Genomic DNA, 15,743 nt, shown 5'->3' with positions numbered 1-15,743 from the left:
TCTTGCGAGCACCTTAGCGCTTGCCTCTCACGACTTCCGGAATCTCCCCACATGTCACGCAAAGTTTTCATCAAAACGTTCGGCTGCCAGATGAACGAGTACGACTCGGACAAAATGGCCGACGTCATGTCCGCAGCCGAAGGCTATGAGCCCACGCAGAACGTGGAAGAGGCCGACCTCATTTTGTTCAATACCTGCTCGGTCCGCGAGAAGGCGCAAGAGAAGGTGTTCAGCGACCTGGGCCGCGTCAAGCATTTGAAAAAGAAGGGTGTTCTCATTGGCGTGGGCGGCTGCGTGGCCAGCCAGGAAGGCGCCGAGATCATTAAGCGCGCGCCTTATGTAGATGTAGTGTTCGGTCCTCAGACCTTACACAGGTTACCCGAGCTATTGGCGGAACGGGCTCGGCAGGCTAAGCCGCAGGTGGACATCCGCTTTCCCGAGATTGAGAAGTTCGACCACCTGCCACCGGCGCGCGTGGAAGGCGCCGCAGCCTTTGTGTCGATCATGGAAGGTTGCTCCAAGTACTGTAGCTATTGCGTTGTGCCCTATACACGCGGCGAAGAGTTCAGCCGGCCATTCGAAGATGTGCTGACTGAGGTTGCAGGCCTGGCGGACCAGGGCATCAAAGAGGTCACGCTGCTGGGGCAAAACGTTAACGCCTACCGCGGCAAAATGGGCGACTCGGAAGAAATTGCCGATTTTGCGCTGCTGATCGAATACGTGGCCGACATCCCTGGCATTGAGCGCATACGCTACACCACCAGCCACCCGAACGAGTTCACCAACCGCCTTATCGAGGCCTATGCCCGCGTACCCAAGTTGGTGAGCCACCTACATCTGCCGGTTCAGCACGGCAGCGACCGCATCCTGATGGCCATGAAGCGCGGCTACACCGCCATGGAATACAAGAGCATCATCCGCAAGTTGCGCGCCGTACGGCCCGATATTTCACTCAGCAGCGACTTCATCGTAGGTTTTCCAGGCGAAACAGAGGAAGACTTTGCCAAGCTGATGAACTTGATCGAAACCATAGGCTACGACGCCAGCTTCAGCTTCATTTTCAGCCCTCGCCCGGGCACGCCCGCCGCCAACCTGGCCGACGATACGCCGCACGAGGTCAAACTCAAACGATTGCAGCACCTGCAGGCCACCGTGGAGGCGAACGTCCGCGCCATCAGCGACAGCCGTGTGGGCACGGTGCAGCGCATTCTGGTCGAAGGGCCTTCGCGCAAGAATCCGAATGAGCTGATGGGCCGAACCGAGTGCAATCGTGTCGTCAACTTCGAAGGCGGCCCCTACGCGGCGCGGCTGGTTAGTCAGATGATCGATGTGACCATCACCGAGAGCCTGTCGCATACGCTGCGCGGCGCCGTGGTGACGAATTAGAGAACAAACACGCTGCGCGCCCCCAGGTACCGAGGCGCAAAGTAACGGTTGGAGAGGCTGTCCTGGCGTACCGTGCCGCCGGTGGAAGGGGCATGCACAAACTGCCCCCTGCCGACGTAAATGCCCATGTGCGACCAAGGCGCGCCACTGGTGTTGAAGAACACCAGATCTCCACGCTGTCGGTTGGACTCGGGTACCGGCGCGCTGGCCGCTGCCCATTGCGCGGTGCTGCGCGGCAGTCGCGAACCGCCTACCGCATTGAAAACATAGTGCACCAGGCCACTGCAATCAAAGCCACCCTCGGGGGTGTTGCCGCCATACCGATAAGGCGTGTTCACCAGGAGCATGGCCTGGGCCACAGCGCTTTCACGCGCCGCGGCATCCAGTGCCAGGGAAAAGGATCCGCCGCTGAGGGCAGTTTGCTCCGGCGCCGAAGCACGCGGACGGGGCACCGGAGTACCGCACCCTGCCAGCAACGCGGCGCCTGCTATGCCGAGAAGAACCAAGCGGCGATCGGCCAGGTAAAGTGGTTGCCGTTGCATGGGAATCATTGTAATGACCTGCTGCGTCGCGTACCACCCAAACTCAGAGAGACGACTTCCTCAGAGTTCGGCTAAGCAGAATGACCGGCAGAAGCCCCACCGCCACCAATGCAAGCGAAGGCAGCGCGGCTTCGCCGAGGCGCTCGTCGCGCGCCAGTTGATAGGCAACCACCGCCAGCGTGTCCGTATTGAATGGACGCAGCACAATGGTGGCAGGCAGTTCCTTCATCACGTCAACAAACACCAGCAGTGCCGCCGCCATTCCCGCGCGTCGCAGAAGCGGCCAGTGCACCTGCGTCAACAAGCGGAACGAGCCGGAGCCCAGCATGCGGGCCGACTCATCGAGACTCATCGGCAGACGCGCATAGCCGCTTTGCACCGATTGCAGCGCCACTGAGGAAAAACGCACCAGGTAAGCCCACAGCAAGCCCAATACGGTGGCAGTCATAAGATAGCCTACCCGCGTCTCCGGCCAAGTCGCCTGAACCCACCCCACCGGTAGCAGCAGACCCACCACAATGACAGCACCCGGTATGGCGTAGCCCAGGGAAGCGACCTGCACCACACCGCGCGTCAACAAGCCAGGCGTGCGGCGTACGCTGGCAGCCAGCAACAATGCAATCCCCAGGGCCAGAAGTGCGGTGACGCCTCCCAGGCGCACGCTATTCCAGGCCCAGACCAGAAAACGATCCCAGGGCAGCACGGACCAGTCGGCCGCCAACGGCCTCAGCATGAACGCCACCGGGAGCACGAACCCCATTAGAAATGGCATGACACAAAGAACCCAGGCGACGATGCAGCGACGGCCCGAGAGCACAATCGGCCTGGCCTCGCTGGAGGACGCTCGCGCTGTCGCCGTGCCTGCAAACCGCATCCGCCGTTGCGCGCGCTGCTCCATCCATAGCACCGCCACCACCAGCACCAGCAACCCCGTTGCCAGTTGCGCGGCGGCCATGCGGTTGTCCATGGAGAGCCAGGCCTTGTAAATGCCCGCCGTGAACGTCTGCACGCCAAAATAGCTGACGACGCCGAAATCGGCCAGCACTTCCATCAGCGCCAAGGCGGTGCCGGCGGCAATGGCTGGCCTCGCCAGGGGCAGCGCCACCTCTGCCAATCGGCGCGGCAGTGTGGCGCCCAGAAGCCGCGCTGCTTCCATCAACTGCGGCGCACGCTCGGCCAGCGCTGTGCGCGCCAGCAGGTATACATAGGGATAGAGGGAGAACGAGAACACCCAGGCCGCGCCCCACACACTGCGAATTTCCGGAAAAACCCGCCCCTCCCAGCCGAACATGGTTCGCAACGCAGACTGGAAGGGCCCCGAAAACTGCAGGAAATCGGTATACGCATAGGCAGTCACGTAGGCAGGCATGGCCAAAGGCAGCAGCATCAGCCATTCGAAACTGCGGCGGCCTGGAAAATCAAACACCGTCACCAGCACCGCTGCTGGTACGCCCACGGCCACCACCCCGAGCCCCACCATGAGCGAGAGCCCGATCGTGGTGAGGACATACTCCGGCAGAACGGTCGCAGCCATTTCCCGCAGGATGCCGCTGCTGACAGCATCCCATTGCGCCCATGACCCGACCACCGCCAACACGGGCAGCAGCAGGAAAGCAGCCACAAGAAGCAGCACAGGAATTCGAAGCAGGCGCAAAAGAGGGATGAGCAATAAATCTGCGAAAAACCGCTCTCGCGGCAGCGGCACGCAGCGGAACCGGATCAAATGGGAATTGTACGCATCTACAATCAAGATCATGTTCCTCCAGGTTGATCAACTCGAAGTGCGCTACCCCGGTCGTGAGGGCGCAGCCGTGCATGGTGCCTCTTTGGGCCTCACGGCCGGCAACATCGGCGTGCTGATTGGCCCTTCGGGTTGCGGAAAAACAACCCTGCTGCGTGCCGTAGCGGGGCTGGAGCACGCCAGTGGCGGCGAGATCCGCGTCGACGGTGAGTTGGTTAGCAGCGAGCGCATGCACACCCCCGAGCGGCGGCGCATCGGCATGGTGTTCCAGGACTATGCCTTGTTCCCGCACCTGAGCGTGGCCCGAAACGTGGCCTTCGGGCTAAAGCACTTGCCACCTGCGCAACGAGCAGCACGCGTAGCTGAGGTGCTGGCACTGGTAGACCTGGCTGGCAGTGAGCAACGCTTTCCGCACGAGCTATCAGGGGGCAGCAGCAGCGCGTAGCACTGGCGCGTGCCATGGCGCCCAGCCCACGCCTGCTGTTGCTGGACGAACCCTTCTCGAACCTGGACGTAGATCTCCGCGAACGCTTGGCGCATGAATTGCGCGGCATTCTGAAGGCCGCACAGGCGACTGCCCTCTTCGTCACACACGATCAGCTGGAGGCGTTCGCCATTGGGGACCAGATTGGAGTCATGCATGAAGGTCGCCTGCATCAGTGGGATGACGCCTACTCGCTCTACCACCGCCCCGCCACCAGATTCGTCGCGGATTTCATCGGCCATGGCGTATTCTTGCCAGCACACATAGCGCAAACTGACTGTGGCGCTCAAGTGGAGACGCCAATCGGCATATTGAAGAATCTGACAGACTGCCCGCTGCCCGGCGCCTACCCGGGAGGCCGCTGCGACATCTTGCTGCGCGCGGACGATATCGTGCACGACGACGAGGCCCCGGTGAAAGCCGCGATCATCCGCAAGGCATTCCGCGGTTCAGAGTTTCTTTACACCCTGCGGCTAGCAAGTGGCGAAGTCATCATGGCTCATGTGCCGAGCCATCATGACCACCAGGTTGGCGAATGGATCGGGATTCGCCCACAGGTCGACCATGTAGTGACGTTCTCAAAATAGCAGCGCAGGAAAACTATGCGCCAGGAAATTTTGAACTCACTCTGAGTTCATCCACCGACTGCCGCAACTCCTCGGCCCACTCACGGCGCTCCCGTGCATGGGAATATTGCGGTTCACCGTAGCTAACGACAGCACGTACACCCGGTGTGGTGAGAGTGCGCCAGATGGAGGCGACCAAGGTGTCGTCGCCCACATAGCAGGGTGTCAGGCTGATCTCTCCGCTCGGCCCATCAGTGAACTGCAGCGCTACCGGTTGTACCGGAGCATTCGCCGAGATCGCCGCCTGCAACAAGTTGGCGTGAAAGGGCAGCAGCGTCAGGCCGTTGCTGGTGGTTCCCTCGGGAAACACCGCCAGTACCTCGCCGGCCCGCAGTGCATCGGCCATGTGATGCACCGTGCGCAAGGCGTCTCGGCGCGATTCACGCGTGATGTATAAAGTCCCCGCGCCCGTGGCCAGCATACCTATGACCGGCCATGCCTTGACATCGGCCTTGGAGACGAAACGGCAATAACACGCGGCGTGCATGACCACGATGTCGAGCCATGAAATATGGTTGGCCACCAAGAGCATCGGCCCCTGCATGGGCGGCTCACCCCTCACCTCCAGATCAATCCGCCAGATACGCAGCAGTTGTCGCGCCCAGTTTTGAACCACGGCCTCACGCTCGGCCATGGACAGGCGCGGAAACCGGAGGCGGATGGTCAGGTAACCGCTGACTACGTGAAAAGTGCCACGCAGCAACAGCCAGACTGCTGTGAACAGCCTCATGGGTGCGTCAAGAACCGTCGCATTCAGGCGTCGATGCCGTTCGCTGTGGGCTTGCGCTCGAATGCCACGTGGCCGCCCACCAGGGTGGCTCGCACTCGGCCAGCAACTTCGTAGCCCTCAAATGGGGTGTGCTTGCCCTGGCTGCGCAGGGCCTCTGGGGTAACCTGCCAGCGATCTTGCGGGTCAAACACGCACACATCCGCCACGCCGCCAATCGCCAATTGTCCGCAACTGGCCTGCAAGCTGCCAAGTGCAGTGCCCAGAACCTGGGCGGGTGCGCTGGTCAATACCGTGAGGGCGCGCATCAGGCCAGCTTCCTCACCCCACTTCAACGCCAGCGGGAGCAGCAACTCAAGCCCCGTCGCGCCTGGCTCCGCCTCGGCGAACGGCAGCGTCTTGGCATCGGTATCAACGGGTGTGTGATCAGAAACCAGCGCATCAAGCGTGCCGTCGGCCAAGCCGGCTTGCAGCGCGGCGCGGTCTCGCTGCTGACGCAGCGGTGGCGACAGACGTGCAGCGCTGTCAAAGTAGCCAATGTCGTGGTCAGTCAGGTGCAGCGAGTTAATGCTGACATCAGCGGTGACTGCCAGGCCGTCGGCCTTGGCGCGCCGCACCAATTCAACCCCCGCCGCACTGGAAATGCGGCACAGGTGTAGATGCAAGTGCGCTCCCTGCATGCCACGCATGATCTCGAACAAGGTGTGCAGCGCGATGGTTTCTGCCATCACAGACACACCAGAGAGCCCCATGCGCGTAGCCAGCGGCCCACTGGCGGCCACACCTGAACCAAGCCATGAGTCCTGCGGCCTCAGCCAGACTGAATAGCCGTAAGTGGCTGCATACTGCAGCGCGCGCTGCAGCACTTGCGTATTGACCAGCGGCACCTCTGCCTGGCTGAAAGCCACGCAACCGGCATCGGTAAGCTGAACCATCTCGGTCAGGGTTTCGCCCTTGAGGCCTCGGGTCAGTGCACCAAGAGGCAGCACGCGCGCCTGATGCAGCTTCTCGGCACGCATCTTCAACATTTCCACGAGACCCGGCTCGTCGAGCACTGGATCGGTATCGGGCGGGCAGACCAGGCTGGTGACGCCCCCCGCCACGGCTGCCGCCATCTCGCTCTCCAGCATCCGTGCATGCTCGTGTCCGGGCTCCCTCAAGCGGGCAGCAAGATCGACCAGACCAGGCATGACTACGCAGCCGCTGGCATCAATGGTGCGATTGGGCGTGAAATCGCTCGCCACCCGGCCTATGGTCAGAATACGGCCGGCGGCGATCGCCACGTCGGCGACCTCGTCGCGGCCCGAGGCCGGGTCAATCACTCGGCCGTGCTGGATCAGGATCTTCATGGTTTACTATAAAAATCGAAGCGTCAGGACGACGCGCCTGCGACGATACTCATCACGGCCATGCGTACGGCAATGCCGAATGTGACCTGCGGCAGGATCACGCTCTGTCGGCCATCTACCACCGCGGAATCAATCTCGACGCCGCGGTTGATCGGACCCGGGTGCATCACGATGGCATCGGGTTTGGCCCAGCGCAGTTTTTCGGGGGTGAGGCCGAAGTTTTGAAAAAATTCCTGGCTGGAAGGTAGCAGTGCGCCGCTCATACGTTCATTCTGCAGGCGCAGCATGATGACTACGTCGGCATCCTTGATGCCCTCTTCCAGGGAATGGCACACCCGCACACCCATGGGGGCCAGATCGCCGGGCAAGAGCGTACGAGGCCCCACCGCGCGCACTTCCGCCGCCCCCAGGGTGGTAAGTGCATGAATGTTGGAGCGCGCCACGCGAGAATGCAGGACATCACCGACGATCGCCACGGTGAGGTTGCTGAAATCCTTCTTGTAGTGCCGGATCGTGTACATGTCCAGCAACGCCTGTGTGGGGTGGGCATGGCGGCCGTCACCCGCATTGATCACGTGCACATGTGGCGCCACGTGCTGCGCAATAAGATACGGCGCGCCGCTTTCACTGTGACGGACCACGAAAATATCGGCGGCCATGGCGCTGAGGTTCGCCACGGTATCAAGCAGCGACTCACCCTTGGCAGTGGAGGAGCGCGCGATGTCCAGCGTGTAGACGTCGGCGGAAAGACGCGTGGCGGCAATGTCGAAGGTGGTTCGGGTGCGCGTGGAGTTCTCGAAGAACAGGTTGAACACGCTCTTGCCACGCAGAAGCGGCACCTTCTTGACTTCGCGGTCGCTCACACTGACAAAACTCGCCGCTGTGTCCAGAATGTGCGTGAGCATGTCGCGGGGCAAGCCCTCGGTGGAGAGCAAGTGCGTCAGCTCTCCGTGTTGGTTCAGTTGCGGATTACCTCGGGCCAGCATGGTCAGATTTTCTCAATACGGAAGCTGAAACGGCCATCTTCTGCGCGCGCAAGCTCCAGAGATTGGGTCGCGGGCAAGGCCAAACGTGCGGCGGCCACCTCCGCCTCCACTGGAAGTTCGCGGCCAGGGCGGTCGACAAGCACGGCCAAGCGGACTCTGGCCGGACGACCATAGTCGAACAGCTCGTTGAGCACAGCACGAATGGTGCGGCCGGTATAGAGGACGTCGTCCAGAAGAAGAATGTCCGCATCGTCGACTTCGAAAGGCAACGTGGTCTGGCCGGTAGCAGCCAAGCCCCGCTTGGCGAAATCGTCACGATGCATGGCTGACGAGATCGCCCCCGCCTGACCAGGCCTGCCAAGATCAGCCTGCAGACGATCGGCCAGCCACTGCCCACCCGAAACGATGCCGACCAGATGCGTCTGATCCTGCACCAAAGGGCGCACGGCACGAAGCAACTCGTCGTACAAGGCTTCGGCATCCAGGGCTATTGCCCCCAGCGCCGTCTCGGTAGCGCGAGCCGATGAATTCATGGAAGACTCCTCAAAAACTGCTCCAGAATGATGGCGGCCGATGCAGCATCAGCGTCGCGCGCGCCGCTGGAATGGGCTTCAGTGGTGCTGTAGCGTTCATCCACCTCATACACCTCCAAGCCAAAGCGGCCACGAAGCTGACGGGCAAATTTTCGGGCACGCAAGGTATTCTCGTGCTCAGCGCCATCAGGATGAAAGGGTACACCGACCACCAGCGCATCAGGTTGCCACTCGGCAATGCGCGCCGCGATGAGCGGCCAGCGGGCATCACCCTCAGCCCGCAACGTAGGTTGAGGCGTTGCCGTGCGCAGCATGCGATTGCCCACGGCAACGCCAGTGCGCTTAAGGCCAAAATCGAATGCCAGAAAGCTCGAAAAAGCCGGTGGAATTTCGGTATGCAAGTCAGCTACCCATGGCGCTACGCGCCAACATGCTCATGCCGGAGGCAGTGCAATTGAGTACAAAGCCCATCTTATGCGTGCCCCGCATGAGGTGCCAGCATCCAGGCTTCGAGCCCGAGCAGCTTAAGCGCGCGGTCGTAACGTTGGTCCACGGGTAAGTCAAAAATCAGTCCGGTGTCGGCGTCCACGGTTAGCCAGCTATTGCCGGCCAGCTCGGATTCGAGCTGCCCCTCACCCCAGGCAGAATAACCCAGCGTTACCAGCACACGCCGCGGCCCACCGCCGCTCGAAAGCGCTTCCAGCACATCCCTGGAGGTAGTCATCTCGAGCCCCCCGGAATCGTCAGCGTGGAAGCGTAAAGAGATTCATCGGGCGGAACACCATCAACCAGCATCTGCTCGTGAAGCACGAAGCCCCGCTCGGTCTGCAGCGGGCCGCCATGAAACACCGGCTGCAGGGCGAGATCTTGCCGCTGCAAGGGCAAATCGACCTTCTGAAAGAGGTCTGCCAAGCTGATTTCGCCTGGCTTGTTGATGATCAACCCCAAGGCACCGCGCTCGCTGTGCTCGCAAACATAGACCACGCTCTTGGCGAACGTGTCGTCTTCCATGCCCGGCATGGCGATCAGGAAATGATTCGTAAGATTGATCGACGCAGGATCTTGGGCCATACCCCCGATTCTACCGAGGGAAGGGGCCGTAATCATTCTCGGAGTAAAGGCGCGTTAGCGCCTTTACTTGATTGACCTGATTTGCCGCATTTCCCGAATTTTTCTGATTTCCTTGAAAACCAAGTTCCTACTCAGGAAGTCGCCACGCGTTCCGCATATTTTCCGACCAGGCGCAGAAGCTCATCCTCCGAGTAGGGCTTACCCAGATAGTGGTTGACGCCAAGCTCACGCGCGAGCTCTCGGTGCTTCTCAGCGATGCGCGATGTGATCATGACCACCGGCAGGTCAGCCAGCTGCTCGTTGGCGCGAATGCCGCGAACGAAGTCGAAGCCATCCATGCGGGGCATTTCAATGTCAGAGAGCACCACGGCTGGCCGCTCGACTTGCAAAGCCTTCAAGCCCTGGAGCCCGTCCGCAGCCAGCGCCACGCGGTAGCCTTCGCGCTGAAGCAGTCGCTGGGTAACACGGCGAACGGTGATCGAATCGTCCACCACCAGAACCAGCGGTGGTTTTGACGCCTGATCAGAGGTCTCCCCTGCATGGCTGCCGCCGGCGCTGTCCCGAGATGCGTCCGCCGCGTAGAGAAGCGCCTGGGGACCATACACGGTGGCAAGCGCCACCGGGTTGTATATGAGCATCACCTCGCCCGAAGCGAGCGTGGTGGCTGCTACAAGGCCCGGTAACCGCGACAACTGCGGCCCGAGGTTTTTCACCACCACTTCCTGGTTTCCCTGCACCTCATCCACGTGCATGGCTATGCGCTGCTCGGCGCTTCGCAAGATCACGATGGGCAGCAACTTGTCTGACATTTCGGCGCTGCGGCGAGAGCTTTGCAGCAGCGAACCCGACCAGAAAAACGGCAACTTTTGATCGCCAAACTCGTAGCTTCCCTCCTCGTAGGCCTGCTGCAACTCCTGCGCACCGCTGCGCCGTACGACCTCAATCAGGTTGGAAGGCACCCCAATGACCAAATGGCCGGCACGCACGACGATCACGTGCGTCACCGCCGTAGTGAGTGGCATGACTAGCCGGAAAGCACTGCCCTCGCCCTCTCGGGTGTGGGTCTCGATACGTCCGCCGAGCGCCTGGATTTCGCTCAGAACGATGTTCATCCCGATCCCTCGGCCTGAGAGCTCGGTCACTTCAGAGGCCGTACTAAAACCGGGTGCAAAGATCAGATTGGCCACCTCGGATTCGGTCAGTACCTGGCCCGGCGTCATCAGGCCCATCTGAATGGCGCGATCACGTATGCGCTCGACATTCAAACCGCTGCCGTCGTCACGGAATTCGACTGACACGTCGTTGCCTGACTGGGAGACCTCAATGGTTACCACGCCCTCAGGGCTCTTGCCATGCGCCACGCGCACATCGGAAGGTTCGATCCCATGGCCCACGCAGTTGCGCAGCAGGTGCTCGAAAGAGGGCGTCATACGCTCAAGTACGCCGCGATCGATCTCAATGGATCCGCCCACGATCTCAAGCCTGACTCGCTTGCCCGCTTCCTTCGACGCCTGGCGCACAGCGCGATAGAGCCGCTCCGACAAAGCATCGAACTCGACCATTCGGGTACGCAACAGATCGCGCTGTAGTTCACGCGACTGGCGCCCCTGCGCCGCCAGGTCATCTTCGCCGGATTCAATCGCACGCTGCAGGCCGCGCTGTACGGTCGCAACGTCGTTGACTGACTCGGCCATCATCCGCGTCAGCTCCTGCATGCGGGTGAATCGGTCGAATTCCAGCGGATCGAAATTCTGCTGCGCGTCCTTGGTCAGAGCCAGACGCGACTGCATTTGCGATTCGGCCTGCAGTTCCACGTCGCGCAGTTGCGCACGCAAGCGCTCCAGGTTGCCGCCAAGGTCGGTCAACAAAGTGCGCATTTGTCCGATATCCGCTTCCAGGCGGGTTCGCGAGGTGATCACCTCGCCTGCTTCGTTGACTAACCGGTCCAGAAGCTGCGAACGAACTCGCACCATCTGTCTGGCTGCCGTGCGCGACCCGGTCAAGGATAGGGCAGCGGGCAGCGCAACCGGCCCGTTAATCACCCTCTCGGGCTCGGCCGCCTCCTGACCAGCAGGAGCATCCTCCTGCCCGGTCGTTTCAGCCACCTGAGCATGCGCGCCGAACACAGGCTCAGCCTGCGCAATCGCAAGTTCGGGGGGACTCTGGACAAACAACCGGTCCATTTCCGCCTCGAGCTCGTCCACACGCTCAAGCATCGGCTCCAAGTCTGCCTTGGTGAGGCCTTCGGTACCCAGCACTTCTATGGTCGATTCGGACCGATGAGCCATCTCGCCAAGACGCATGGCCCCCACCAGTCGCGCACTTCCCTTGAGCGTGTGTAGCCCACGCATCAACTGAGCGCGCGCACCCAAGTTCTCTGGATCGGCGGCCCATTGGCGCACAGCCTCCGCCAAGCGGGGGAGCAATTCCTGCGCCTCTTCCTGGAAAATAGGCAGCAGATCCTGGTCAATGGCATCTTCCACATCAATGCCATCGCCAATAGACTGATGCGCCACACTCGCGAGCGTGATGGCCTCGCTCAGCGCGGTGGCAGCGGCCTGATTCGCCAAAGACTCTGCGGCAGGCCCGCTGCCTGCATCTTGCGTGGGCTCTGACTCGGTCGATGCCGGAACTTCCGCTTCATCAGTGGAGCTGACCTCGAGTTCGAATTCATCAAACTCAGCTTCAGCCAAATGCGCCGCGTGGAAATCCGTCGGATGGAGATCCGTTACCGCCTGTATGACAGCTTCGGACGGCTCTTTCAGAATACCGGCCGCGAACTGGTGGAGCACGCGCCGGATTTCCTCGGCTGCATCATTCAGCACGCGCGCCTGTTCTGACGTACCGGTGCTTTGCACGCGCAAATGCTGCAGCGCATGTTCCACCGCGCGGGCCAAGCCTGAAAGACCTGCAAACCCCACCGTGGATGAAGCCCCAGCTAGCGAATGCGCACTGGAAATGGCCGCCTCGGGCACTGGTCGCTGCAACTCCAGCGACCATTCGGACAACTCTGTCGCCAGCCTTCTGGACCACTCGTCCGCCTCGTTGAGATAAACGTTATAAAGCGGAATGCTGATGCTCAGCCCACCAACGTACTTGTATTCGTCTGGAGCGGCAGTCGAGGCGAGCTCTTGCGCCATGTCTTCCTGCGCGCTCTCTGGAGCGGAGTCAAGAAGGTCTTCCCCAACCTCGACCAGCGGCTCCGGTTGCAGAGGTTCCGGCAAAATTTCAGAGGCATCAGTCTCGAACGGAAGTTCCAGCTCCGGCAATTCCAGGCTAAGCGGCAGTGTGGACTGCTCAAACCCACTACCCGACGCTTCAATGTCTTCGTCCAACTGCACGCCAGCATCTACATCAGCATCCGCGACGGCACCGTCGTCCTCGAAGACCCACTCCAGGTCGAGATTTTGATCCTCGGGCAAGGGCTCGAAAGAGAGATCAGGAGCTTCCTTGACCAGTTCATCAGTGGTTGCAGCGGGCAGGTGCAAGTCAATGTCTGGAAGTTCAATTGGAGCCAACGGCAACACCGCCCCCTGCTGGGTGGAAGGCCTCTGCTCCTGTGCGTCCTGAGGTGGAACTCCGTTGGCAGCGCGGACCTCGAACTCGGGCAGCGCATCAAACCCGCTGAGAGTAATCGACTCCTCATGTACAGAGTCCACCCCAACCAAACCAGATGCAATCTGCCCCGGCTTAGTGGCAGCATCGACGTTTTCAATCAGCAGGGGCAATAGCTGGCCATGCGTTCGCAAAGCATCTGCAGCCAAGCTGAAGGGCGCTGCCTGCCAGCCCGCGTCAGACTTCGCGGCAATGTCATCAACCCAGCGGCCAAAGGCCTCCAACACCTGACCTGAAAGGTCACGCAGATCAAGCGTTGCGGGCTTGCTCTCGCCTATCCAGGCGCTAAGCAACTGCTCCATAGACCAGGCAGCTTCACCGAACTCGGTGAGCCCCACCATGCGCGCACTGCCTTTGAGTGTGTGGAACGCCCGCCGAAGCGTAGTTTGCTGCGCTACATCCAGAGGATCTGTCTGCAGCACCCACAACGCATCGTTCCCACTGCGTATCACATCTCTGGCTTCTTCCAGGAAGACGTCGAGGAGTTCGTCACTACCATCATCATGCGGCGCGAGCAATTCGGGCTCAGCGGGAGGCTCATTCAATGCCGCGGGCAACTCAATCTGAGAATCCTTCTGCGAGAGCGGCAGCATTGCAGGCCGGGCGTCGGGCTGATCTTGCAAGCTTCGCTCGGCTTCCACCAAAGATAGCGCTGCACCGGTGTGCACGGGCTCATCTTCCAGCGCGACCGTGTCAGAAAATTGCTCTACCGGACCTGAATCCAGATCAGGTAAAGAGTCGCTTCCTGGCTGCAGTTCGCTCGATGCAACCGCCAAGGCCGGTTCATCGAGAGTCTCCAGGTCCAAGTCAAGGCCAATGGACTCGTACGGCTCTTCAGGTGACACAACCGCTTGAGATTCCACGGCCAAGTTCTCTGTCACAGCCTCGGAAGACGTGCGACCCATCAGAGGCTTAAGCTCGCCAGAACTCTCGTCGTAGATGAAGAGCTTCTTCGCCAGCACGGGCTGGTAGGCCAGCGTGTCAATCAGAAAACCCAGAGCGCCCAAGCTGTTGCCGAGCGTCTCGAACAACCCTTCACTCCTGGCCTTGTCTGGGCTGGTCACGCCCGCGATCAATTGGTCGATGATCTGACGCATGTAGCTCACCGCCAGCGCAGCCTGGTCCAGGCCGAGCACCGACAACACGCCCCGCATCTGGATCATCAGTCCCGGCACATGGTCGAGCGACGCGCTATCAACCGGATTTCGGAAGTATTGATCGAGGTGTTGCTCCACTTCATGTAACGTCGCACTTAGCTCACCAATGACCGTACCCATGGTCTGGCGCTCGCTGAAGCGGCGATACAACTCTTCCATCCAGTGCTCTAGCGGCTGCGGCTTGCCTCCGGCGCACACGGCATTCAAACGATCCGCCAGGCTCAGGATACGGCTGGAGAACTGCGGGTCACTGGGCTGGAAATCAGAGAACGATGCCTCCAGAAAAAGAATCGCAGTCGCCGTCTCCATGGCCAACTCAGGCGCAGGCGGCTGATTGGCTTGCGCCGATTGCGTAGCTACCCGCAGCAGCGCGTCTGCCAGTGGCTTGCCCTTTTCGTAGAGCTTGACGAGCGATTCGGCGGCCAGGCCGAATTGATCAATGCAACCCTTGAGCCGCCCCATGTCTCCGCCCGCCAAGGCTGACCAGTTTTCCTTGACAGACTCAATGCGGCGGCGCGCCTGCTGAAGGACAGCCGGATCGAACAAGCCAAAAATAGGCTCGCCATAGGGCGCGGTCTCGAGCGCATTCAGACCCCAGGCCTGGCGTATAGCTGCAAGCACCGGCGCAGGTTGGTGGACAGACGGTTGCGCTTGTCCGCAAAAAACAGCAGGTCAAGGCACAGCTGATCAGAGACCGATTGGTCGCCACGCGCCAAGGACGCGTACTGCAGCAAGACACCCGAAGCGGCGCGCCGAGTATAGGCATCCAGCGGAACCAGCGATTTGGCCAGACCCTCAAAAATCCCGCCGCCAACCGCCAGAAGACGCTCGGCTGCTGAGCAGTTTCCCCAGCCGCCAAGCCGAGGCAAATCAAACCGAGTTCAGAGGCGGCGTTGGCATCTTCGCCACGCATGATCTTGAGTACCCGCTGATCAAGCTGGCTGCGCACTTCTCGGCCGTAGTTCAAGACTTGCGAAGCCGAAGGTGTGGCAGGTTCGGTCCAACGCCACGAAACTGGCCACAGGTCCGCCGGATGAATACGCTCGGCTTCCGCCAGCTTCAACACTTCGCGGTACTGCGAAAAAAGGCCAACGGCCGGACGAGGCTGCTCGCCAAGCTGGCTCTCAAGGTACTCAATCAGCGCAAAACCCGCACGTTCGAGCGAGCTGGCAGCAGCCTCGTTACACTTTTCCGGGTGCAGCACGAAATGCTGTACGGCATCTTCCATGCCGCGCACCACACGCGCGGCGATTTCCTGGCCCACCATTTCAAGTGCGCCCGAAACCTGATGCAATTGCTGCCGGGCCGTGCGTACTTGCCCCGCATCAATCTCGGCCGCACCCGTTCCGAGCGCCATCTCAGATTCATGCGCAAACAGTTTGAGCAGTTTGGCTGAACCTTCAATCGACTTTCGCGTTTCGTCAAGAACCCAGGCCAGCGGCCCAAGGTTCTCTAATCCTGCATGAGCCACGGCAGAGCCACGGACTTCGGCTGGGCTTGTCACCATGACTTGTTCGCTCCGGAAA

Annotated in this window: 10 protein-coding genes and 2 pseudogenes; 2 read left to right on the top strand and 10 right to left on the bottom strand. The window is 61.0% G+C overall.

Annotation, left to right across the window (positions count from 1 at the left end):
• The first annotated feature begins 51 nt into the window (after positions 1–51).
• Entirely contained in the window at positions 52–1,386 is a 1,335-nt protein-coding gene (gene miaB / locus AAAK34_RS06310) for a tRNA (N6-isopentenyl adenosine(37)-C2)-methylthiotransferase MiaB (protein ID WP_231693549.1), read from the top strand.
• Here the strand turns inward: miaB and AAAK34_RS06305 are convergent.
• Both AAAK34_RS06305 and AAAK34_RS06300 read right to left on the bottom strand, forming a co-directional pair.
• A complete protein-coding gene (locus AAAK34_RS06305) occupies positions 1,383–1,928 on the bottom strand; it encodes a C40 family peptidase (protein ID WP_231693550.1) in 546 nt (181 codons plus the stop codon). The two genes, miaB and AAAK34_RS06305, sit on opposite strands and share 4 nt — an antisense overlap.
• 43 nt (positions 1,929–1,971) lie before the next feature.
• Complete coding sequence (locus tag AAAK34_RS06300) at positions 1,972–3,597, bottom strand: ABC transporter permease (RefSeq protein ID WP_231693551.1); 1,626 nt, start codon at positions 3,595–3,597, stop codon at positions 1,972–1,974.
• An 85-nt stretch (positions 3,598–3,682) separates the two neighbouring features.
• On the opposite strand from AAAK34_RS06300, the pseudogene AAAK34_RS06295 reads away from it, so the two are divergent.
• A pseudogene (locus tag AAAK34_RS06295) lies at positions 3,683–4,740 on the top strand (ABC transporter ATP-binding protein).
• Between the two features lie 13 nt (positions 4,741–4,753).
• On the opposite strand, the gene AAAK34_RS06290 reads toward AAAK34_RS06295, so the two are convergent.
• The 8 genes and pseudogenes from AAAK34_RS06290 to AAAK34_RS06255 all read right to left on the bottom strand — a co-directional run bounded on the left by AAAK34_RS06290 (position 4,754) and on the right by AAAK34_RS06255 (position 15,724).
• Positions 4,754–5,509, bottom strand: a complete 756-nt coding sequence (locus AAAK34_RS06290) for a lysophospholipid acyltransferase family protein (RefSeq protein ID WP_231693552.1) — start codon at positions 5,507–5,509, stop codon at positions 4,754–4,756.
• Between the two features lie 23 nt (positions 5,510–5,532).
• Positions 5,533–6,855, bottom strand: a complete 1,323-nt coding sequence (locus tag AAAK34_RS06285; protein WP_231693553.1) for a dihydroorotase — start codon at positions 6,853–6,855, stop codon at positions 5,533–5,535.
• Positions 6,856–6,878: 23 nt separating this feature from the next.
• Positions 6,879–7,841: an aspartate carbamoyltransferase catalytic subunit gene (locus AAAK34_RS06280; RefSeq protein ID WP_231693554.1), complete on the bottom strand. Its 963-nt coding sequence runs from the start codon at positions 7,839–7,841 to the stop codon at positions 6,879–6,881.
• Between the two features lie 2 nt (positions 7,842–7,843).
• Positions 7,844–8,374, bottom strand: coding sequence for a bifunctional pyr operon transcriptional regulator/uracil phosphoribosyltransferase PyrR (gene pyrR, locus AAAK34_RS06275; protein WP_231693555.1), 531 nt, complete (start codon positions 8,372–8,374; stop codon positions 7,844–7,846).
• A complete protein-coding gene (gene ruvX, locus AAAK34_RS06270) occupies positions 8,371–8,775 on the bottom strand; it encodes a Holliday junction resolvase RuvX (protein ID WP_231693556.1) in 405 nt (134 codons plus the stop codon). The genes pyrR and ruvX overlap by 4 nt, the downstream gene beginning before the upstream one ends.
• A gap of 71 nt (positions 8,776–8,846) precedes the next feature.
• Positions 8,847–9,445: pseudogene (locus AAAK34_RS06265) on the bottom strand (YqgE/AlgH family protein).
• A gap of 131 nt (positions 9,446–9,576) precedes the next feature.
• Positions 9,577–14,838: an Hpt domain-containing protein gene (locus AAAK34_RS06260; RefSeq protein WP_431777847.1), complete on the bottom strand. Its 5,262-nt coding sequence runs from the start codon at positions 14,836–14,838 to the stop codon at positions 9,577–9,579.
• The gene (locus AAAK34_RS06255; protein ID WP_431777846.1) at positions 14,720–15,724 is read right to left on the bottom strand and encodes a hypothetical protein; all 1,005 of its coding nucleotides are present in this window, start codon (positions 15,722–15,724) and stop codon (positions 14,720–14,722) included. The genes AAAK34_RS06260 and AAAK34_RS06255 overlap by 119 nt, the downstream gene beginning before the upstream one ends.
• Between the last annotated feature and the right edge of the window lie 19 nt (positions 15,725–15,743).

The sequence above is a fragment of the Ottowia caeni genome, from assembly GCF_050821495.1.
Taxonomy (GTDB): domain Bacteria; phylum Pseudomonadota; class Gammaproteobacteria; order Burkholderiales; family Burkholderiaceae_C; genus Ottowia; species Ottowia caeni.
Note: the sequence above shows the minus strand (reverse complement) of the source record. Positions and strands in the feature narration are given on the sequence as shown.